Origin of the sequence: Flavobacterium ginsengiterrae, assembly GCF_039539785.1 — a bacterium.
GTDB lineage: Bacteria > Bacteroidota > Bacteroidia > Flavobacteriales > Flavobacteriaceae > Flavobacterium > Flavobacterium ginsengiterrae.
In genome coordinates, this window is sequence record NZ_BAABDU010000003.1 from 986830 (window position 1) to 1008848 (window position 22019).

Annotated in this window: 23 protein-coding genes and 1 tRNA gene; 12 read left to right on the forward strand and 12 right to left on the reverse strand. The window is 33.8% G+C overall.

The features are described 5' to 3' along the window. Nucleotides 1-22: 22 nt before the first annotated feature. A complete protein-coding gene (locus ABD859_RS07155) occupies nt 23-682 on the forward strand; it encodes an HAD family hydrolase (RefSeq protein ID WP_345142176.1) in 660 nt (219 codons plus the stop codon). A gap of 288 nt (nt 683-970) precedes the next feature. Here ABD859_RS07155 and ABD859_RS07160 read toward each other — a convergent pair whose 3' ends face one another. Then, a complete protein-coding gene (locus ABD859_RS07160; protein WP_345142179.1) occupies nt 971-1201 on the reverse strand; it encodes a helix-turn-helix domain-containing protein in 231 nt (76 codons plus the stop codon). Nucleotides 1202-1287: 86 nt separating this feature from the next. Between ABD859_RS07160 and ABD859_RS07165 the strand changes: the two genes are divergently transcribed. Next, nucleotides 1288-1521 carry a hypothetical protein gene (locus ABD859_RS07165; protein WP_345142182.1) on the forward strand — a complete coding sequence of 78 codons (234 nt, stop codon included), beginning with the start codon at nt 1288-1290 and terminating at the stop codon, nt 1519-1521. 202 nt (nt 1522-1723) lie between these two features. Next, nucleotides 1724-2353, forward strand: coding sequence for a hypothetical protein (locus ABD859_RS07170; protein WP_345142185.1), 630 nt, complete (start codon nt 1724-1726; stop codon nt 2351-2353). Nucleotides 2354-2573: 220 nt separating this feature from the next. Here the strand turns inward: ABD859_RS07170 and ABD859_RS07175 are convergent. Continuing rightward, nucleotides 2574-2655, reverse strand: a tRNA-Leu gene (locus ABD859_RS07175). 110 nt (nt 2656-2765) lie between these two features. Between ABD859_RS07175 and ABD859_RS07180 the strand changes: the two genes are divergently transcribed. The 6 genes from ABD859_RS07180 to ABD859_RS07205 all read left to right on the forward strand — a co-directional run bounded on the left by ABD859_RS07180 (nt 2766) and on the right by ABD859_RS07205 (nt 8009). Then, nucleotides 2766-4154, forward strand: a complete 1389-nt coding sequence (locus ABD859_RS07180) for a dipeptidase (protein ID WP_345142188.1) — start codon at nt 2766-2768, stop codon at nt 4152-4154. A 221-nt stretch (nt 4155-4375) separates the two neighbouring features. Further along, nucleotides 4376-4819 (forward strand): energy transducer TonB, encoded by a 444-nt coding sequence (locus tag ABD859_RS07185; RefSeq protein WP_345142191.1) that lies wholly within the window; start codon nt 4376-4378, stop codon nt 4817-4819. A gap of 130 nt (nt 4820-4949) precedes the next feature. Beyond that, nucleotides 4950-5378: a toxin-antitoxin system YwqK family antitoxin gene (locus ABD859_RS07190; RefSeq protein WP_345142194.1), complete on the forward strand. Its 429-nt coding sequence runs from the start codon at nt 4950-4952 to the stop codon at nt 5376-5378. A gap of 18 nt (nt 5379-5396) precedes the next feature. Further along, the gene (locus ABD859_RS07195) at nt 5397-6359 is read left to right on the forward strand and encodes a DUF6624 domain-containing protein (RefSeq protein WP_345142197.1); all 963 of its coding nucleotides are present in this window, start codon (nt 5397-5399) and stop codon (nt 6357-6359) included. A gap of 58 nt (nt 6360-6417) precedes the next feature. Next, nucleotides 6418-6789 (forward strand): BlaI/MecI/CopY family transcriptional regulator, encoded by a 372-nt coding sequence (locus ABD859_RS07200; protein ID WP_026726910.1) that lies wholly within the window; start codon nt 6418-6420, stop codon nt 6787-6789. Then, nucleotides 6786-8009: a M56 family metallopeptidase gene (locus ABD859_RS07205; RefSeq protein WP_345142199.1), complete on the forward strand. Its 1224-nt coding sequence runs from the start codon at nt 6786-6788 to the stop codon at nt 8007-8009. The genes ABD859_RS07200 and ABD859_RS07205 overlap by 4 nt, the downstream gene beginning before the upstream one ends. Before the next feature lie 213 nt (nt 8010-8222). Here ABD859_RS07205 and ABD859_RS07210 read toward each other — a convergent pair whose 3' ends face one another. Continuing rightward, nucleotides 8223-9587 (reverse strand): saccharopine dehydrogenase family protein, encoded by a 1365-nt coding sequence (locus ABD859_RS07210; RefSeq protein ID WP_345142202.1) that lies wholly within the window; start codon nt 9585-9587, stop codon nt 8223-8225. A 186-nt stretch (nt 9588-9773) separates the two neighbouring features. On the opposite strand from ABD859_RS07210, the gene ABD859_RS07215 reads away from it, so the two are divergent. Together ABD859_RS07215 and pckA are read left to right on the forward strand one after the other, a co-directional pair. Then, nucleotides 9774-10160 carry a DUF423 domain-containing protein gene (locus tag ABD859_RS07215; RefSeq protein ID WP_345142205.1) on the forward strand — a complete coding sequence of 129 codons (387 nt, stop codon included), beginning with the start codon at nt 9774-9776 and terminating at the stop codon, nt 10158-10160. A gap of 204 nt (nt 10161-10364) precedes the next feature. After that, complete coding sequence (gene pckA, locus ABD859_RS07220; protein ID WP_345142206.1) at nt 10365-11969, forward strand: phosphoenolpyruvate carboxykinase (ATP); 1605 nt, start codon at nt 10365-10367, stop codon at nt 11967-11969. A 123-nt stretch (nt 11970-12092) separates the two neighbouring features. On the opposite strand, the gene ABD859_RS07225 is transcribed toward pckA, so the two are convergent. Together ABD859_RS07225 and ABD859_RS07230 are read right to left on the reverse strand one after the other, a co-directional pair. Further along, nucleotides 12093-13151, reverse strand: coding sequence for a phytase (locus tag ABD859_RS07225; protein WP_345142209.1), 1059 nt, complete (start codon nt 13149-13151; stop codon nt 12093-12095). 72 nt (nt 13152-13223) lie between these two features. Then, complete coding sequence (locus ABD859_RS07230) at nt 13224-16034, reverse strand: TonB-dependent receptor (RefSeq protein ID WP_345142212.1); 2811 nt, start codon at nt 16032-16034, stop codon at nt 13224-13226. A 238-nt stretch (nt 16035-16272) separates the two neighbouring features. Here ABD859_RS07230 and ABD859_RS07235 point away from each other — a divergent pair, with 238 nt between their 5' ends. Continuing rightward, nucleotides 16273-17373, forward strand: a complete 1101-nt coding sequence (locus ABD859_RS07235; RefSeq protein WP_345142214.1) for a DUF4407 domain-containing protein — start codon at nt 16273-16275, stop codon at nt 17371-17373. A gap of 113 nt (nt 17374-17486) precedes the next feature. On the opposite strand, the gene ABD859_RS07240 is transcribed toward ABD859_RS07235, so the two are convergent. The 7 genes from ABD859_RS07240 to hemW all read right to left on the reverse strand — a co-directional run bounded on the left by ABD859_RS07240 (nt 17487) and on the right by hemW (nt 21926). Next, nucleotides 17487-18191, reverse strand: a complete 705-nt coding sequence (locus ABD859_RS07240; RefSeq protein WP_345142217.1) for a PH domain-containing protein — start codon at nt 18189-18191, stop codon at nt 17487-17489. 107 nt (nt 18192-18298) lie between these two features. Further along, nucleotides 18299-18667, reverse strand: a complete 369-nt coding sequence (locus ABD859_RS07245) for an MmcQ/YjbR family DNA-binding protein (protein ID WP_345142220.1) — start codon at nt 18665-18667, stop codon at nt 18299-18301. Nucleotides 18668-18673: 6 nt separating this feature from the next. Then, nucleotides 18674-19024, reverse strand: coding sequence for a DUF4260 domain-containing protein (locus ABD859_RS07250; RefSeq protein WP_345142223.1), 351 nt, complete (start codon nt 19022-19024; stop codon nt 18674-18676). Further along, a complete protein-coding gene (locus tag ABD859_RS07255) occupies nt 19021-19422 on the reverse strand; it encodes a GNAT family N-acetyltransferase (RefSeq protein ID WP_345142225.1) in 402 nt (133 codons plus the stop codon). Before ABD859_RS07255 ends, ABD859_RS07250 begins: the two co-directional genes overlap by 4 nt. 53 nt (nt 19423-19475) lie before the next feature. Beyond that, complete coding sequence (locus ABD859_RS07260) at nt 19476-20240, reverse strand: cyclase family protein (RefSeq protein WP_345142228.1); 765 nt, start codon at nt 20238-20240, stop codon at nt 19476-19478. Nucleotides 20241-20298: 58 nt separating this feature from the next. Then, the gene (locus tag ABD859_RS07265) at nt 20299-20676 is read right to left on the reverse strand and encodes a GxxExxY protein (RefSeq protein WP_345142231.1); all 378 of its coding nucleotides are present in this window, start codon (nt 20674-20676) and stop codon (nt 20299-20301) included. Nucleotides 20677-20789: 113 nt separating this feature from the next. Then, nucleotides 20790-21926: a radical SAM family heme chaperone HemW gene (gene hemW / locus ABD859_RS07270; protein ID WP_345142232.1), complete on the reverse strand. Its 1137-nt coding sequence runs from the start codon at nt 21924-21926 to the stop codon at nt 20790-20792. Nucleotides 21927-22019: the final 93 nt, after the last annotated feature.

Here is a 22019-nt window from a genome sequence, read left to right on the forward strand (position 1 = left end):
CTTTAAAAACAACAAAATAATTATGAGCCAAAAATGTGTAATCTTTGATATGGACGGCGTAATCTGCCATACAAATCCGCATCATGTCGTAGCTTTTGAAGAGTTTTTCAATAAATATAAAATTCCGTATACCAATCAGGAATTTGAAGAACACATGTACGGAAAACACAATAGTTATATCATGTCGCATTTCTTCAAACGTACTATTGAAGGAGAAGAACTGATAAAACTAGAAGACGAAAAAGAAGGAATGTTTCGTGAGATTTATAAAGACAAAGTCGCAACGATTCCGAATTACATGACGTTTTTGGAAGAATTAAAATCCCACGGATTCAAAACGGCCGTTGCTACATCGGCACCAAGAGCAAATTTGGATTTAATTGCCAATTTCCTCAAACTCGACCAAAAAATGGATTCGATGATGTCCAGCGAAGACGTTACGTTTCATAAACCAAATCCGGAAGTTTATTTAAAATCAGCAGAGCGAGTTGGCGTTTCTCCTTCTGATTGTGTGGTTTTTGAAGACTCTTTTTCGGGCGTTACAGCAGGATTAAATGCCAGAATGAAAGTCGTAGGCGTTTTGAGTACGCATACAAAAGAAGAACTTCCGCCTTGTGATTTTTATATTAATGATTACAGCGAAGTGAATGTGGAGAAGATTATTGAGATATTAGGGAAATAAAATTCGAATTTTTTAAATCCCAAATTCCAAATCGATACTATAAACCTTTGTCAAAGTTTTAAACTTTGGCAAAGGTTTTTTGCTTAAAGTGCGTTGCCACAAAGTTTGTCATTTCGACGTAAGGAGAAATCTTCGCAAGAAACTCGACAAAGATTGACCTATTGGAACGGAGCTACTGGCGAAGATTTCTCCTTACGTCGAAATGACAAAACTATACGAATTGCCTCCTGTTTTAGCTGGAGGTTTTTTTATGTTTTGAAGAAATGGCTTTCGCCGAAAAGTAAAGTTTTATTTTACAGAAAAATTCAACAACTCTTTAGGTTCAATATCTAAACCTTTTGCAATTTTTACAAGAGTTTTTACCGAGGTATTAATTTTAGCAGTTTCTATTCTTGCTATTTGAGATTTAGTCATGCCGGAATCGTCAGCTAAAGCTTGTTGCGATAGGTCTTTTTTTTCACGTAATTGTCTAATGTGAATTCCAAGATTTATAATATAAGTTTCTTCTGAAATATTCATATTTCAAAAGTCAAGAGATTTATTTTTGACATGAAGGCATTTGTGCTCACAAATTATTATATTTGCCTCAAATAAAAAATAAGATAATGGCTACAGAGGTTTTTTCTAATGAAGTTGAAATCAGACTAAACGACTTTTTTATGAATGTTATAGATCCAAAAGATATGGCAAAGACAATTCGTGAAGTTAATTATGCGCTTTCGTTGTGTTCAATGCGCGGATGCGAAACATTAGAATCTGAAATAAAAAATATAGACGATAATTTTTACTGGCTCAACAGATTGGCAGAAGTTCTCGATCCTTATTTAGATGTTGATTAAAAACTAATCATTTCGACGAAAGGAGAAAACAAAACAAACCAGCGAAAATTTAAATTGTCCCCACAATTTTTTTTTCATGATGTCCATTTGTTGGTGATGTTTTAATCTCCTTTCGTCAAGATGATTGAAAACGTTAAATAAAGTTTAGTAATCTTCGCTTTATTGAAAATTCTTACTTTTGAATCGTTTAAAAAGAAATATAATGAAAAAGGAAATTTTAGAACAGATAAAAAAATTAGGTGGAAATATCGATAATGTAAAAGGAAATTCTCTTCAGGAAGATTTACAGTCTATAACTTTTAATACCGTTTTGTATCAAAGGCCTGAAGATGCGCCGTGGGCTTCTGCCGAAAATCAGGAACCTATTTATGGAATAGGAGATTTTGTAGATGAAAATGAAGCGCTTTTTAAAGCAGATAAAGAGGCTTTTTATGATAAACTGATTCAGAAATATTTCCGATTAACCACAGAAGGATTTGGACAAATGTTTTGGGAAGTTACGCCATTTACTCCATTCAAAGAAGGTACAGAAGATTATAAAGAATGGAATTCTGATTTTACAGATGAAGAAGAAACTGATTTAAGCGAAATCATAAAAGTAACCAACGACCCAACGCCAGATTTAATTCTGCTTGTAACAAGCTACGGTTTTCCAGATAATTTCTACATCGCCTTATCTGACCCAAATCCAGAAAATCCAACCTTATTTGGCACAGATCATGAAGTCTTTTTTAGAGAAGTAACCAACGAAGGAAACCTCGAAGATTTCATGAATTCGTTTATGACAAAAGAAGAGGTTTTGGAAATTGTGAAGAAGGGAATTGAACGTTAGAAATGAATTTTTTGGTATGAAAAGACAAAATTAAATAATACTCAAAGTTTGTCATTTCGACGAAAGGAGAAATCTTCGCTAGTAATTCTACAATCTAAATCAAACTTTGTGGAGTTTCTTGTGAAGATTTCTCCTTTCGTCGAAATGACAAGATTGTATGAAATTTATGTTTTCTAAAAAACAAAAAAGCTTCTGAAAAATCTTCAGAAGCTTTTTTTTGTGCGGATAATAGGACTCGAACCTACACGCCTTGCGGCACCAGATCCTAAGTCTGGCACGTCTACCAATTTCGCCATATCCGCGGTAATTGTGGGTGCAAAGATAGGCATACTTTTGAATTATCAAAGCATTTTTTGAAAATTTTTTTTAATTCTCTTTTTTGTACTTTTGATTTTCTATAAAAATAATTTAAATGGAAAATATTAAGTCCTACGTTCAACAACATAAAGATCGGTTTATCAATGAATTGATCGAATTATTAAAGATTCCGTCGGTTAGTGCCGACACTGCATACTCTCAAGATGTTATTGACACAGCAGAAGCTGTTAAGGAAAGTTTATCAAAAGCAGGCTGCGATTATGTCGAAACTTGCGACACTCCAGGTTACCCAATTATCTACGGTGAAAAAATAATAGATCCAAATCTTCCAACGGTTTTAGTTTACGGTCACTACGACGTACAACCGCCGGATCCGTTAGAATTGTGGACTTCTCCGCCATTTGAACCGGTTATTAAAACAACAGACATTCACCCAGAAGGCGCAATCTTCGCCCGTGGAGCCTGCGACGACAAAGGACAAATGTACATGCACGTAAAAGCATTGGAATATATGGTTCAGAACAACGAACTTCCGTGCAACGTAAAATTCATGATCGAAGGAGAAGAAGAAGTTGGTTCTGCAAGTTTGGCTTGGTTCGTAGAGCGCAATCAGGAAAAACTGAAAAACGACGTAATCTTAATTTCAGATACCGGAATGATTTCGAACCAACAACCATCGATTACGACAGGTTTAAGAGGTTTAAGTTATGTTGAAGTAGAAGTTACAGGTCCAAACCGCGATTTACACTCAGGTTTATACGGTGGAGCAGTAGCGAACCCAATTAATATTTTGGCAAAAATGATTGCTTCGCTTCACGACGAAAATAATCATATTACAATTCCGGGATTCTATGATAAAGTTCAGGAATTATCTGCAGAAGAAAGAGCCGAAATGGCAAAAGCGCCTTTCAGCCTTGAAAAATATAAAAATGCTTTAAACATTGCCGATGTTTATGGTGAAAAAGGTTATGTAACCAACGAAAGAAACTCAATCCGTCCAACATTAGACGTAAACGGAATCTGGGGCGGTTACACCGGAGAAGGTGCAAAAACGGTTATTGCGAGTAAAGCTTTTGCTAAAATCTCAATGCGTTTGGTTCCAAATCAGGAATGGGAAGAAATTACAGAATTGTTTACGAAACATTTTACAAGTATTGCTCCGGCTGGAGTTACGGTAAAAGTAACGCCACACCACGGCGGACAAGGTTATGTTACGCCAATTGACAGCATTGGTTATCAGGCGGCAAATAAAGCGTATACAGAAACTTTTGGAGTTCCTGCGATTCCGGTTCGTTCTGGAGGAAGTATTCCAATTGTGGCTTTGTTTGAGAAAGAATTAAAAAGCAAAACCATCTTAATGGGATTTGGTTTAGACAGCGATGCGATTCACTCGCCAAACGAACATTTCGGGATTTTTAATTACCTGAAAGGTATTGAGACGATTCCGTTGTTTTACAAGTATTTTGTAGAGCTTTCTAAATAGGTTTTTAACCGCAAAGAATGCTAAGATTTACGCAAGCTCGCTAAGAGTTTTTTAAGTAAGATTTATAAAAGTTCGCAAAGCTTATTCATATAGCTTTGCGAACTTTGCGTTTATAATTGTATCCTAAAAAAACCTTGCGCGCTTTGCGGTTAAAAAACGAATGAATAGAATCAATAATTTTATATTTTTATAGAAATGTATTTACATAAAAAATGAAGGTTTTGAATAAAGAATATTGCCAAGGATTAATTTTTGCCATTTTGCTGTTATTTGTAAATGCCAAAATTACGGCTCAGGAAAAAGAAGAAACTGTAAAAGCGTCAGATGTTTATCTTTCTGTTGAAATAGCTGCAAGTTTTCCGGGAGGTACTTTTGCAATGGTTCAATTTATTCAGGATAAATTTAAAATACCTCCAAAAGCAGTTAGAAAAAAGAGTAAAGGAACTATTGTTTTAAATTTTACGGTAGAGAAAGATGGTTCGTTAGCAGATATTTATCTTTTTAATGATTTGGGATACGGAATAAATGAAGAACTTGAACGGGTTTTAAAACTTTCGCCAAGATGGATTCCGGCATCTATTAATGGAAAATCAGTTGCGCAAATGCGCCAGATTCCGATAAGGATAGATGCAACCCAAAGGGATGCTTTTATCACAGTTTTGTAACTTTATCAAATAGTAATAGTTTAATAAATCCGCTTTCTAGATAGATAAGCGGATTTTTTTTTGTGCGAAAAGTTGTGTGTTTGAAATTTTATTCTACATTTGTAGAAACGAATCTATAATTGTAGAACAAATGAATTTAAAAACCCTTTTTTTAGTATTGTTCTGCGGATTAATGCTTTTAAGCTGCAAAAGTAAACCCATCAATCAAAAAATAGATAAAAAGAAAGAAGGCAAATGGGTAAGTATTAATATGGAAGAAGAGGGGCAATATGTATATATCGAGCATTACAAAAATGATCTTCCGGTAAAAAAGTGGAAAGCGTATATTAATAGTAAAATTTACAAAACAGAGAAATACAAAAACGGAATATGTATTGTTAAAACGTATTATGAAAACGGAAAATTAGAATCGAAAGGAAAAACGAAATTAGAAACGAATTCAGTCGAAATGCATTGGTTTTATTTTGGCGAATGGAAATTTTATTCGGATAAAGGGAAATTAAAAAGCATTAAAAATTACGACAACGGACAATTAATATCAGAACAAAATACGAACTAAACCACTAACTTTTAATCTATGAAAAAATCGATTGTTTTTGTTTTACTTGTAATGAATTTCAGTTTTTTAAACGCTCAAACGTATAAAGAATGGGTTCGAAAAGCAGATTCTTGCTACACGGCAGAAAACTATACATTATCTGTTAATTATTACAGTAAAGCTTTTAAGCTGGAGCAAAAATCATTTGTAGATTTTTACAATGCAGGCTGTGCCGCATCTAAGGCAGAAGAAAACAAAAAAGCATTTAAATGGCTGAATCTGGCAATTGATAAAGGATATGAAAATATTACACATATTCAAATTGATAATGATTTAAAACGTCTTCATGGAGAAAAAGAATGGAAAAAGACAATCGAAAAACTGCAGAAGAAATTAGATATTATTGGGGTTAATTATGATAAGGTTCTGGAAAAACAACTTGCAGAAATTTATACCGAAGATCAGGAAATCCGAGGCGAGTTTATGAATGTTTACAAGGCTTCAAAACCTGATAAAAAGAAAATTGACAGCATTGGTAAAATCATGAGAAAAAAAGACAGTATTAACCTTATTAAGGTTATGAAAATACTGGACGAAAGAGGCTGGCTTGGAAAAAATGTTGTAGGCGAGCAGGGAAATAAAACTTTGTTTTTAGTTATTCAGCATTCTGATTTACAATATCAGCAAAAGTATTTACCTATGCTGAGAGAAGCGGTAAAAAATGGCAATGCAAGTGCAGGAAATCTGGCATATGTAGAAGACAGAGTCGCTTTGAGAGAAGGTAGAAGACAAATTTACGGCAGTCAGGCGGCAAAGAATAAAAAGACCAATAAAATGTACATATCGCCAATGATAGACCCTGATAATGTAGATAAAAGGCGCGCCGAAGTGGGACTTGGATCGATGGCCGAATATGCAGCAAAAATGAATATTGAATGGAATTTGGAGCAATATAAAAAAGAACTGCCAGAAACAGAAAAACTTGAAAATATTAAGAATTAAGAAAGAACTTAAAATCTCAGAAACTTAGTAGCTCAGAACCTTAGAACCTTAGAAAAATATGCAATTATCAAACGCAGAAGAACAGTTAATGGAGCATTTATGGAAGCTTGAAAAAGCTTTTATGAAAGATTTGCTCGAAGCTTATCCGGAACCAAAACCGGCAACAACAACCGTGGCAACGCTTTTAAAACGAATGATTGATAAGAAATTTGTTGCTTACAACGAATTTGGAAATTCGAGAGAATATTATCCTTTGGTAAAAAAAACAGATTATTTCTCGAAACATGTAAAAGGACTCATCAGCAATTTCTTTAATAATTCGGCATCGCAGTTTGCTTCGTTTTTTACTACCGAAACCAATTTGAGTGCTTCGGAACTGGAAGATCTTAAAAAAATAATCGATTCAGAAATTCAAAAAAAGAAAAAATGATAACCTATTTTTTGAAATCAGGAGTACTGCTTTTTGTTTTTTATGCAGTCTATAAATTGTTGTTAGAAAACGAAAAAATGTTTCGTTTTAATCGTGCGTATCTTCTTGGAAGTCTAGTTTTTAGTTTTGTAATTCCGTTGCAGCTGTTTTCAATAAAAACCATGTTTGAAACAGGGATAAATTCCATTCAACTAGACGAAATCGTGATTCGGGCAAGTCGTGTTCCGTTGAATGAAAATTATATTATGTATAACATTTTCTACATTTTAATTCGTGTGTATGTTATTGTTTCCATAATACTGGCTTTTCGTTTTGTTTTAAACCTAATTTCATTTTTTATAAAATTAAAAAGAAAAGAGATCCTTATTGTAAATGGCGTAAAAGTAGTTTTAACTCATGAAGCTGTTTTGCCTCACTCGTTTTTGAATGCCATTTTTGTTAATAAAACAGATTTTGAAACAGGAAAAATTCCATTAGAATTAATCGCGCACGAAAAAGCCCATTTAGAACAGAAACATACGCTGGATATTCTTTTTGCTGAAGTACTCAGAATTGTATTTTGGGTAAATCCTATTATTCCTTATTTTATAAAAGCGATTAAACTTAACCACGAATTTTTAGCCGATGAAGCTGTAAATAAACAATTTGGAGAAGTAAGAAATTACCAAAATATGCTTCTTGATTTTGTTTCGAACAAGCAAACTGTTCCATTGGCAAGTAATATTAATTATCAAATAACCAAAAAACGTTTACTTATGATGACTAAAAAAGAATCTCAAATTAAAAGCGTATTGAAAATTTTTACAGTATGCGCCGTTTATGCTGTAATGCTTTTAGCTTTTTCAGAAGACGCGATTGCCCAATCTGGCACAAGTACAAAAATGAAAGAAGGATTTAATGTTCGTTTTGATACCAATAGCGTGAGCGGACCTGAATTTCCTGGCGGTATGACAGAATTTTATAAGTTTATAGGTCAGAATTTTAAAATTCCTGCCGAAGCTTCAAAAAATAAAATTCAAACAAAAATAGAAATGAAGTTTATGGTTGAAAAAGACGGAAGTTTATCTGAATTTGAAGTTGTAAAAGATGCCGGTTATGGTTTAGGAGAAGAAGCAATACGTGTTCTAAAACTTTCACCAAAATGGATTCCGGGTTCTGAAAACGGACAACCTGTTCGAGTAATGTATAGTCTGCCAATTACTGTTCAAGTTGAGAAATAAATTTTTTATTTAGGTATAAAGGGGCAGAGGTTCAAAGGAGCAGAGGTTTTATGCTTTGTGTTTAAAATTGTAAACTAAAGCCAATTCTAAGAATCTTTGTCCCTCTGAACCTCTGCCTCTTTGAGCCTTAAAAAAAGAAAAATTCCGCTTCTAAAACCTTAGAAGCGGAAAAATAAACTAAAAAAAATTCTAAAAAAAAATGAAGAATCCAGATTAAAATAAATCCGGATTATATCCAAAATAAGGTACATTTTGTTCGTTAAAAACAACGCCATACTCTTCTAACTCTTTTAATATAGGTTCGTAAACTTCTTTTTTGATTGGCAGCTGAACACCCGGGGTTGTGATTTTTCCGTTTAAGATTAACAAAGTTGCCATTGCAACCGGAAGCCCTACAGTTTTTGCCATTGCAGTATAAGTCTGGTCATCGCCAATGCAGACCATTTTCGAATCGATTTGTTTTTTCTCGCCGTTTAGTTCGTAACCAAATTTATGATACATTACAATCATATCTTTATCTTCTGGTTCAAGAGCCCAGCTGTCCGTTAAGATTTTTTCTAAAATCTGAGCCGGAGTCGCATTTGGCAGATTTACTTTTTTGTTTGGGTTAAATAAATCCAGTTCCAAAAGTTTATCCCACATTATATCGTCCTGATCGATTTTTAAGATCAATCTCGTTTTAATTTCAACAGAATCAGTTGGATGATACGGAAGAAAAGAATTAATAAACTGACGGTAACTCATATTTTCAGAACCTTCAAGAATGTAACTGTCATCCGTCATTCCCAGTTGTACAAACATATTCCATGCTCTGGAGAAACCAACTCTTCTAATTGTTCCTCGATATAAAGTAAGAACATCATCTAAACCATAAACCGAACGGTATTTAAGCGAATCCCGGTTAGAATAAGCTTCAAATTTTCCGTAACCTTCTACTTCAAGAAATTCAGTTCTGCGGAATAAAGCGCTGTATGGAATGTATTTGTAAGTACCTTCCTGAATAAATTTAGCAGCACCGCCTTGTCCGGCTAAAACGACGTTTCTTGGTGCCCACGTAAATTTGTAATTCCATAAATTGTTATCATATTCCGGAGCCACTAAACCACCGCAGAATGATTCAAACAATAACATATTACCGCCTTTTGACCGGATTTCGTCAATAACTTTCATGGCACTCATGTGGTCGATTCCCGGATCAAGACCAATTTCGTTCATGAAAATCAAATTATTCTTTTTAACCTCTTCATCAAGCGCCTGCATGGCATCGCTTATATAAGAAGCCGTTACAAGATGTTTTTTAAATTGAACACAATCTTTTGCAATTTCAATATGTAAATGTGCCGGAAGCATCGAAATTACGATTGAAGCTTTTTCAATTGCAGCCCGTCTTTCTGCTGAATTAAAAATATCTAAAGCAATAGGAGTCGCATTAGGATGTTTTTGTGTCTTTTTTTCGGCTAAAGCCAAAGACAAATCAGCTACAACAAGATGCAGGTTTTCAGTTTCTGATTTAGCAAGCAGATAATTTATCAGGGATGAAGCAGATCTGCCGGCTCCAATTATTAAAACGCTTCTCATAATTACAATATTTTAACACAAACATATTTAAATGTTATAAATATAACAAATTTTATTTAAAAAATGATATTTTTTTATTTCAAATATTTGTAAAAAAAACGCTTTTAAGCATTGAAATATTTGAGAAACTCAAACGAAAATTGATTAGGATGAAGTATTTTTGTTTAAAATTAAAGTTTAGAAAATATGAAAAGAAAAATTGTTTTAACTGGTGCTTTTATAGGGATGTTAGCTATTATTTTTGGTGCTTTTGGAGCCCATTTATTAAAAAAATATTTAACCATCGACGAGTTAAACACTTTTGAAGTTGGTGTTCGTTACCAAATGTATCACGCACTCTTTTTACTTTTTCTTTCTACCCGAAAAGATATCGCAGAAAAAACCGTAAAAACAATCTACAATCTGGTTGTTGCCGGTGTTGTTCTTTTTAGCGGATCAATCTATATTTTAGCTACAAAAAATCTTACAGTTTTTGATTCTAAAATTATCGTATTCGCAACACCTTTGGGCGGATTCCTATTAATTATAGGTTGGGCGGTATTATTTCTTACTATTTTGAGGAAAAAATCATAAAATCCCGAAAAAAAAATTCTGTATTAAAATTAATCTTTAATTTTGTCTCATAATTAACATATAAGGTTACTTATGTGAATTTTTATTGCTTTTTATCTTCTTTGATAAAAAATATAACAATTTGCAAACTTGGACTTTACGTTCAGGATTAAGTAAAATTATATTTTGTTGCACCCAAAAAATAACACACACAACATTAAATTTATGGACAATAACACACTTTTCGCGCAATCGATTTCGTTAAAAGAATTAGGAATAGAAAATGCAACGGTTCGTTACCAGTTATCAGCAGATGAGTTACATGCAATAACTGTGCAGTCAGGACAAGGTGTTGAGGCCTCTACAGGTGCTTTGGCAATTAATACAGGTGAATTTACAGGACGTTCTCCACAAGATCGTTTTATTGTAAAAGACAGCATTACAGAAGATAAAGTCTGGTGGGGAAATGTAAATATTCCGTTTACACCAGAAGCTTTTGAGAAATTATATAATAAAGTAACAGCATTTTTATCAAACAAAGAGGTTTTTGTTCGTGATTCGTATGTTTGTTCAGATCCAAATTACAGACTAAATGTTCGTGTGGTTACAGAAACAGCATGGTCAAACTTATTCTGTTACAACATGTTCCTAAGACCGGAAGAATCTGAATTGGCAAATTTTACTCCGGAGTGGACAGTGGTTTGTGCGCCTAGTTTTATGGCAGATCCTGCTGTAGACGGAACGCGTCAGTCTAACTTTGCAATTTTAGATTTTACTAAAAAAATCGCTTTAATTGGCGGAACTGGTTATACAGGAGAAATGAAAAAAGGAATTTTCTCTGCCTTGAACTTCATTTTGCCGGTTTTTGAAAATACATTACCAATGCACTGCAGCGCTAACGTAGGAAAAGATGGTGATACTGCAATTTTCTTTGGTTTATCAGGAACAGGAAAAACAACTTTATCTGCAGATCCTGAACGTAAATTAATTGGAGACGATGAACACGGATGGACTGCTGAAAATACGGTTTTTAACTTCGAAGGCGGATGCTACGCTAAAGTAATCAACTTATCTGAAGAAAATGAACCAGACATTTTTAGAGCGATTAAAAAAGGAGCTCTTTTAGAAAATGTGGTTTTTAAACCGGGAACAAATGAAGTAGATTATGATGATGTTTCAATTACTCAAAATACTCGTGTAAGTTACCCAATAACACATATTGACAATATTCAGCCGGGTTCTATTGGTCATAACCCAAAAAACATATTTTTCCTTACTGCAGATTCTTTCGGGATTCTGCCTCCAATTTCTAAATTGACTCCGGGTCAGGCAGCATACCACTTTATTTCTGGATATACTGCAAAAGTTGCCGGAACAGAAGCAGGGGTTACAGAGCCTCAGCCAAACTTCTCAGCTTGTTTTGGAGCGCCATTTATGCCTTTGCATCCAACTAAATATGCTGAAATGCTAAGCAAAAAAATGAAAGATGCTGATGTAAAAGTTTGGTTAATCAACACCGGATGGACAGGAGGAGCTTACGGAACAGGAAGCCGTATGAAGTTAAAATATACCCGCGCTATGATTACCGCAGCATTAAACGGTGAACTGGATAATGTTGAGTTTGAAAACCACAAAGTTTTTGGAATTGCAAAACCACAATCTTGTCCTAATGTTCCAAGTGAAATTTTAAATCCTAGAAATACTTGGGAAGACAAAGATTTATATGATAAAAAAGCGTTAGAATTAGCACAGAAATTTAAAGCTAATTTTGCGAAATTTGAAGAGTTTGCCAATGCTGAAATCTTAGCAGGCGCACCGATTACAGAATAAAAGGACTTACTAATTCAAAGTAAAAAAGCTGTTCAGAAATGAACAGCTTTTTTGTTGGTTTTCAATCGCAGTAAAAAAAAATAAACACTAACACGAGTACTGCGACTGAGAACACTCAAGGATTTATTTTTTTGCTTCGTCGATACGTTTTTGGATTAAATCCCAAGTATAGTAATGAAAAGTCATTCCGTTGCTCATGGCAACGAAAAGTCCGTTTTTGTACTTTGGCCCTAAGTTTACATTTGTAACATCGGCACCGTCACATTCTACTGTAGAAGTTGGAATTTCTGCCAATAAAGGATAACTGTTTGGATTTCCGTTTGCACCTTCTCTTGGATAAACCATAAAAGTATTAGCCTGCTGGTTAGATACTAAAATGTAACCCGTAGAATCTGTTTTTTTGTAAATAGCGATACCTTCATTATCAGCTTTAAAATCCTTTTGTCCAAAAAGAGCTAATTCTTTATTGTCGTTTAAAGCAGGATCTGCTTTGTATTTTCTAATTCCAAATTGTTCATCACAATATAAAACCGTTCCTAATTCGTTATCAACGGCAATCGCTTCGATTTCTTTTTTACCGCTGTATGCTCCAAATTTGCGAACTACTTTTGCAACAGCAAATTTTCCGTTGCCAGAAAGTTCATACTGCCATAAATAAGTTCCAGATGGTCCGGTTTTTCTGCCTACAATGGCAAAAATCTTTCCGTCTGCTGGACGTGTGTATAAAGCAATACCCATTGGGTCGCGCTGCGTTTCTCCTTCAAAAACAGGAATACCGCCATTGTCGATTGGTTCTAAATCAGGTAAACTAAAAATTCTGATTTTATTTTCTTCACGTTCAGTAGTGACGGCAACGTCTACTTTTTTTCCATCAATGATTAATCCGTAAGCGATATCGACGTTGTTTGGACGTTTTAAAGTAATTGATTTTTTAAGAATTTTTCCATTCAAATCAAAAGCATATAAACCTCCGTCGGTATCTTTATCAGTTCCTACAATAATACTTTTTGAAGCATCGGCAGGATTAATCCAAATAGAAGGATCGTCAGTATCATGAGGCAACGCTTCTGTAACTGCTGTAGGTTTTACGGCATTTGGCTGAATTGGAGCTAATTTATCGTCTTTACATGCCGTGAATAAAGCAGTAAAAAGTAAAAAAGCAACTAAAAATTTATTTTTCATTATGTTATATTTTAATGCAATTAGACAGAGCATTTAAACTCTGTCTAATTTAAGAATTTTAAAAAGTACAGATTACAAGTCTAATTTCAATCCGAAATTATATCGAGGCTGGTAATATTCTGCTTGCTTGGTATGTGAAGCAACTCCTTGATAGTAACGTAACGGCTGATTTGTTAGGTTATTAGCTTCGGCAAAAACACGAAGTTGTTTCGTAATTTTATAAGAAGCATTTGCATCTAAGAAAAACTGTTTGTCATAATAACTGTCTTTGTAAGACTCAGAACCTAATTCATCTAAATAATCAGATGTAAAGTTTGTTGAAATTCTGGCAGAAAAACGTTTGTTTTCCCAAGATAAAGATCCGTTAAACATATGAGGCGTTGTTCCAGGAAGGCTGATATCGTTTCTTTCGTTTCCATCCTCATCAGCAATACCTTTTGCTTTAGATTTTGTATAAGTATAATTTAAGTAAACTGCAAAACCTTTTAGGAATTTACCAGGCAAGAAATCTAACTGACGCTGGAAAGCAACCTCAAATCCGTAAACATCAACATTCTCTCCATTTCTTGATTGTAAGAAAGACCAGTTTTCTCCAGCTGGAATTGGATTTGCCTGATTTGGAAAATCTGCAGCAAATTTTGCATCAGTATATTGATTGTCGCTGTAGTTGTAAATAAAATCATTTAATCTTTTGTAAAAAACACCTCCAGAAATTAAACCAACAGATTTGAAATAGTTCTCTGCCATGAAATCATAATTGTATGAATAGGTAGCTTTAAGATCTGGATTCCCTGCTGTAATTTCTTTGTCTGCAGCAATATTGTTTACATACGGGGCTAATGCATAATAATTAGGTCTTGCCAGTGCTGTTGTAGCTGCAGCTCTTAAAACTAAATCTTTTGTTGCGTTGTATTGAAATGAAATACTTGGCAGTAAATTAGTATAAGAGTTTGTATTGTTGATTTTGCTTTCTAATTCTTCTTCATCTAATACACGGTTACCTGTGTAATCAATGTGCGTGTTTTCCATACGGAAACCTAAAACCATAGAAAGTTTATCATTAAAATCCTGATCCCATCTTACATAAGCAGCATAAATACTTTCTTTTGCATTGTAGTTTACGGCTAAATATTCTGCCGGATCTGTTTCTTTATCAAATAATGCAGCATTGTTTAAATCTAAACCACCCAAATAAGATGCAGAAGCAAAGGTTCCTGGCACGTATTTACTTCCCGGATTAAATCCTTGTCCGTCATAATAAGAAGTTGGAACTTGCGATAATAATTCCATATCATCATTAATTGGTGTGTAAGAATAGAACATATTATTTCTTTCTTTTTCTTTTAAACGAAGTCTAAGACCAGTTCTTAATCTTCCTTTTTCTCCTGCAATTACAGAGAATGGGAAACGGATATTTACTTTTGCACCAAATTCACTTTCACTAGTTTCATCTGTGTTTTCAGTAACCGAATCAAATTTAAATTCGTCTATAGATTCGCCTACAGTTGTAACCAAAGGAAATCTTGTGTCTGTTAGGTTTTCAAATACGTCAAGACCTTTTTGGCGGTATTCGATATAACGCTCTCCCGGGCGGTATTCTCTTGCTTTTGCATAATTAGCAGACCAGTCTAAATCTAATGTGGAATTGATTAAGTGTTCTCCGCGAATAGCGTAATTCTGAACTCTTTGATCTTCTAATCGTCTGTTTTTGTTACGGCTGTTATCTAAACCTCCTTTTGTCTGGCGTTTTACACGACCTTCAAAACCTGTGATTTCTTCACCATTATAAATAGGTTCAATATCATCTATAGTAGTTCTGAAACGGTTTTCTCTGTCATCTCTCCAGTTATAAATAGCATTGGCAAAAATGGTATTGTTTTCGTTGAATTTATAATCTAAAGCAACAGATCCGCTTCGGCGAATACGCTGTACATCATATTTTCTAATCTCAGACGCTTGTAAATATTGGTTTCCAAAATCATCTTTTACCCATTCGTTTTCGATGTTATCAGAACCGTAATCTACGTTATTGTATGAACCACTGAAAACTACTCCTAATTTATCGTTTAAAAATCTGTTTCCGTAAACAAATCCAGCTGTATAAGAAGCATGTTCACGAATTGGGAGATATCCTCCGGCAAGCGTTGCAGAAATTCTTTCTCCATTTGGAGTGGCTCTTGTAATTAAGTTTACAGAACCTCCAATCGCATCAGCATCCATATCTGATGTCAGGGTTTTGTTTACTTCAATTGTCGAAATCATATCAGACGGAATTAAGTCCATTTGTACGTTTCTGTTATCCCCTTCTGCTGATGGAATACGATCACCGTTTAAAGTTACCGAGTTTAAAGACGGAGCCAAACCTCTAATAATAATATTACGCGCTTCACCCTGATCGTTCTGCATCGTGATTCCCGGAACACGTTTAAGAGCGTCTCCCACGTTGGCATCCGGAAAACGACCCATTTGGTCAGAAGAAATTACGTTTCCAATGTTTTTGTTGTTTTTTTGCTGATTCAGTGCTTTTGCCTGACCTTTTAAAATGTCTCCAACAATAACTTCTTTTAATTCATTTTCAGAAGCTTTAAGAGCAAAATCGATTACGTTATTTTTTCCTTGTTCAACTTTTATTTCTTGAGTTAAAGCAGTATATCCAATATATTTTACTTCAATTTTATAAATACCTTCATTAATATTTAAAATTTCAAAACGACCGTTGTAATCTGAAACGGTATATTTTTTTTCGCCCGTAATTTGAACCATAGCTCCAGGCAGCGGCAGTTTGTCATCGGCATCTAATATCTTTCCTGATATTATTGCTTTTTGGGCAAAACCTGTTAAGGTCAATAATAAAAATGCAGTTAATAAATAGAATTTTTTCATCGTTGTGTTTCGTTTAATTTGAGTTGGTGCGAAGCTAAAGCCCCTGTGTTATTAAACCCTTGAAAAAAAATTAATATAGTGTTATGATTACCCGTTTTATTCTAAAATTTATTAATCTTTAAATAACACTAAAGACATCAAATAATTGATTCACAATTAAAAAGAAAATAATATTTGGCTTTAATTAAAAATTTGGCGTTAAATTTGCCGTATCAATCACAATCAAAAATCATCAATCATGTTAAAACAATTTTTTATCCTATGTTCGGGTGCAGACAGAGATCTCCTCGAAAACTGCTCTGAAGGCGAACAAACCAAATATGTTGGTATTGGCGCTACGGTTTTCTTTACAGCAGTTATGGCTTTTCTGGCCAGTGCTTATGCACTTTTTACCGTTTTCGATTCTATTTATCCAGCTCTTATTTTTGGATTTGTATGGAGTTTACTGATTTTTAATCTGGACCGATTTATCGTTTCTACGATTAAAAAAAGAGACCGCTTTATGGATGAATTTCTGCAGGCGACTCCGCGTATTATTTTAGCCGTTATTATTGCCATTGTAATTTCTAAACCTTTGGAAATTAAAATCTTTGAAAAAGAAATCAATACCGTTTTATTGAAAGAAAAAAATGAAATGGAACTGGCAAATAAAAAACAGGTTGGCAATTATTTTAAATCAGATTTAGATAAAAACAAAGCTGAAATTGCTGCACTAAAAGCCGATATTCTTAAAAAAGAGAAAGAAGTAAACGATTTATATTCTGTTTATATTACTGAAGCCGAAGGAACGACAGGAACTAAAAAACTTGGAAAAGGTCCGGTTTATAAAGAAAAACGTGAAAAACACGATGCAGCGCTTAAAGAATTAGCTGCTCTAAAAACAACAAACGAAGCCAAAATTACTGAAAAAGAAAAGACTGGAAAACAATTGCAGGCTGACTTAGACAAAAAAGTTTCGCAGACACAGCCCATTATCGAAGGTTTCGACGGATTAATGGCGCGTATAAATGCATTGAACAAACTGCCTTGGCTTCCGTCATTTTTCATTATGCTGTTATTTTTAGCTATTGAAACGTCTCCAATTATTGCTAAATTATTAGCACCAAAAGGAGAATTTGATTTCAAACAGGAAGAAGCCGAAACGGCAATGAAAGCAACTTTAGATCAAAATAAATATAAACGTGAATTATTGGTAAAAACAAGTGCCGAAATGCACGACAGGGTTTATGCAGATATTTCAGAAGATAAAAGTCTCTACGATTTGCAGCGTAAAAATGCAAAAGAATTGTTGGAGCTTCAATCGAATAGCTTTTTAGATAAGCAGAAGGCAACTCTTTAAGATTTAACCGCAAAGCTCGCACAGTTTATAAAAAATAAACCCCATCAGTTAAGTCTGATGGGGTTTTTTCTTTGCGAACCTTGCGTAAGTCTTAGCGCTCTTTGCGGTTAAGTTTACATGTAGCTCAATATTTCTTTTTTATAAGCATCGTATTCTCCCTGCATGATTAAACCATTGTCAAGAAGTTTTTTGTAATTCTGTAATTTGTCAAAAAGCTCTTCTTTAGATAATTCGCTTAATTTACGATCTCCTGTTGATACTGGCGCCTGCTGAATTGGTTCAATTGTTTCATAAACAGGTGCAGAAGGCAGAATTTCAGCAAAACTTGTTACTTCCTCTGTTTCTACTTCTTCGATTTCATCTTCAATTTCTGGTTCTGCTTCTTCCACAATTTCCTGAATTGGAGCTGCAGTCTGAACCGGATTTTTCAATAAATCCAATTGTTCTTTAGCGTAAGTATAAATTTTTCTAGCCTGAATTTTAGGAATATAATCAATAGAAACCGCTAAATCTGTTTTTGTTCCAAATGAAAATTCAGAACCTAAAATGTTTTCTTTTACAAAAGTGCTTGCAATATCATCCCAAGTATAATCAGTAAAATCCATAGAAAGACCTAAATTTTTAGGCTTGCAGATAATGATACGTTTGTTTGTTAATACAATACTATCTGGAAAAACAGTAATGGCAGGTTTTTTTTGCACTGCGATGTATCCAACTTCTTCGCCTTTCATTAATAAATCTGTAAGTTTCGAAGTGATTTTTTCAATCGCTTTTGGATCTTGTTCTTCGTTTAAAAACTTTTTAAATTGTTCTTTCATTTTTATAAGTTGCTAAGTTTCAAAGCGGCTAAGCTGCCGAATTTTTTTACTGACGCTACAAATGTAATGCCTAATTTTCTAATTGCTTCGCCTGTTCGGTAAAAAATTTACCTCGAGTCAATAATTTCATTCTGAATTTTCTTTGTCAAACTTTTGAAAACTAATTCGTACGAATGATCTATGAGTTCTTTTACAAATTTTGCAGGCAGATTTCCGTTTAAAGCCACGGTATTCCAATGTACTTTACTCATATGGAACCCTGGTTTTATCTCGTCATATTCGGCTCTGAGTTCTTGTGCACGATCGGGATCACATTTTAAATTTACCGACTGCTCATTTTTTTCCCATTGTGAAAGGGAAGATAGAGCAAACATTTTTCCTCCAACTTTAAAAACCAAAGTATCTTCATCAAAAGGAAAATGTTCGCTGACCCCTTTTTTAGAAAGACAATACTCGTAAAACGTATCTAAATTCATATTTCTTTATTTACCAATTTCACCTAAATGTGTGTATTTAAAGCCTTTTTCATATTTAAGGCCGTAACCAAAAATACGATCCATTGCAGAATGTGAAAATAAAATAATTCCAGCTAACTGCACCATTTCGATACTTAAATAACAGCCTGCAGCATAAATTAAAAGTGCAATTCCTTTATGATGAAAGATGTTATACAGAAATGCACCGGTTTTGTTTCCGAAAGCATAACCAATCATCGATAAATCTGGAGCCAAAATTAAAGCCAGAAACCACCACCATTCATAATTTAAACGGTTGAACAAAAAGATTCCGAGAATAAATAAAGCGGCTTCTTCGAGTTTTAAGACTGTTTTCATTTGATTACTTTTTCCATCATTTTTTCAGGATGCGCTAGTTTTGTAAATCCAAATTTTTCATATAAAAAATGAGCGTCGGTTGTGGCCAAACGCCATATTTTAACTTCTTGTAATTGCGGTTCTTTCATCATGGCATCGATTAGAATTGATGAATAGCCTTTTCCGCGATGTTCTTCAGTAATAAAAACATCCATTAAATAAGCGAAGACGACATAATCAGTTATCACGCGTGCAAAACCAATTTGTTTTCCTTCAAGGTAAATTCCAAAACAAACTGAAGCGTCAATAGTCCTTTGAACTTCCTCTAAAGTTCTTCCGGCAGCCCAATAAATATCCTTCAAAAAGTTCTGTATAAACGGAACATCGAGTTTTGTTTTATCTGTTGAAACTTCTATCATTTTAGATTTCTGATTTTAGAATGTAGATTTTAGATTGAAGTAGAAATCCAAATCTACATTCTAAAATCTAAAATTTTGTATAAAATTGGCTTGCTAGGACTCGCATCATTTTCAAATGAAGCGATTTGTAAATTTAAAATATAATCTCCGTCTTCGATTTCATCATGAACATAAATCATTTCTGTAATTGTAGCTTTAAAACGAGCATCAGAATTTAAATTATGCGTGTCTTTTACATTCCAAAAGGCTTTGTGAGCCAATAATTTTCCTTCATCATGTTCTTTGTCCACGCTTGGTAAATCAATCAATAAATGCTGAATTTCGCTTTCGCGGATGAAAATCGCAGCTTCTTCTGAAAGATATGGCGGATTTGTATTTGAATATTTTCTTGATTTTTTATCCAGCTGATTTGGAAGCGTTCTGATGATTAAAGCTTCTGTTTTTTCGGCAATAAAACTCTGAATTTGATTTTTAGTAATCACAAAATCTTCGCCTTGTTTTTCAGGTTTAACCGTAATTAATTTTGCAGTAAAGAAAAACTGTTTCAACGATTGATTAATGCTGTAAAAATCGTTTGTAATATGTCCCAGACATTCTGTATGTGTGCCATGTCCATGCGGATTGAAGAAAATATTATTAAAATTCGTTGATGATTTCCCTTCCGAAACTTTACCAATCCAATCCCCAAAAACTACAGGTTCAATAACCGGTTTTTCGATATACCAGGCAATCGGATTTTCATCTGTATTGGTTAAAGGAATCGAGATATCAATGGGTTTTGATAAGTCTATTTCGAAGTTGTTGATTTTTGCTTTCATAAGTTTGGTTTAACCGCAAGGTTCGCAAAGAATTACGCAAAGGACGCAAGGATTTTTATTAAAGATTGTTTGCTACTCTTTTTATTCCATTTTTTATTAAAGAAACATTGAAGTTGATTAATAAGCCTAGTTTGCAATTTGTTAGTTTTAAGTAAGTCAATAACTGAGCAAAATGAATTTCATTTAAACAATCGACTGCCTTTATTTCCAAAATTAGTTTATTTTCTACTAAAATATCTAATCTGTAACCAACATCTAATTTTACTTCTTCGTAAATTAACGGTAATGCTTTTTGTTTTTCTATTTTGAGATCTAATTTTTTTAGCTCATAAAATAGACATTCCTCATAAGCACTTTCTAAGAGGCCAGGACCTAATGTTTGATGAACTTTTAAAGCTGAATGAAATACAATTCGCGATAAATCATTTTCTGACATAACGAGTTTCAATAATTTTTAAAACTCAAATGTAATGTTTTAATTTTTAAAATATAAATTTATTCTTACAATTTAAACAGCGTTCTTTGCGTAATTCTTTGCGAACCTTGCGGTTAAACTTCAACATCCAAATAAAATAAATCTGAAGCAATTCCATCTGTTAGAAATTTTCCTTTTGACGTTGGCTTTAAAATATTATTCTCTATTGAAAGTAAATCGTCGTTTAAGAACTTTTGAGATTGTGTTTTGAGATAATTCAAATATTCAATTCCAAATTCTTTTTCTATTTTTTCCAGAGAAACGCCCCAAATTGTTCGTAATCCTGTCATGATATATTCGTTATAACGATCTGATTTCGTTAGAATTTCAGTTTCGATTGGAAGTTCATCGTTTTGAATTGCTTTCAAATAAAGTGAATTATTGGCAATATTCCATCCTCGTTTTTCGCCATCATAACTATGCGCAGAAGGACCAATTCCGATGTATTTTTTGCCCAGCCAATATGCCGAATTGTTTTTGGAGAAGTAATTTTCTTTCCCAAAATTCGAAAGTTCGTAGTGAATAAAACCGTTTTTTTGAAGCATTTCTACCAAAATATTAAAATGGTTTGAAGCAGCTTCATCCTGAGGTTCAGCAACCTTTCCGGTTTGAATTAATTTGCTTAAAGCTGTTTTCGGCTCAACCGTCAAAGCATAACTTGAAATATGCGGAATGCCAAAATCTAAAGCTGTCTGAATGTTCTGTTTCCACATTTCGTCAGTTAAACCCGGAATTCCGTAAATTAAATCCAACGAAATATTATCGAAATATTTAGTAGCTTCTTCTAGACATTTTTTGGCTTCCGCCGAATTATGAGCGCGGTTCATCATCTTCAAATCATCTTCATAAAAAGACTGAATTCCAATGCTTAAACGATTTATTGGACTTTTAGATAATTCTAAAATTCGTTCTGTAGATAAATCATCCGGATTGGCTTCGAGCGTAATTTCAGGATTTTCGGAAACTTTATAGTTTTTGTAAACTTCTTCAATTAGAAAGTTGATTTCAAAAGAAGACAAAACAGAGGGTGTCCCGCCTCCAAAATAAATAGTTTCTACAATTTCATTTTCAAATTCACTTTTACGCATCGCAATTTCTTTGGCCAAAGCCAAAACCATCTCATCTTTTTTCTTCATAGAAGTCGAAAAATGAAAATCGCAGTAATGACAAGCCTGCTTGCAAAATGGAATATGAATATAAATGCCGCTCATTTTTCTTAGTGTTCAGTGTTCAGGATTTTAGTGATCAGTTTAAATTAGTGTGCAGTGATCAGATTTTTAGTATTCACTACTTGTCGCTGTACA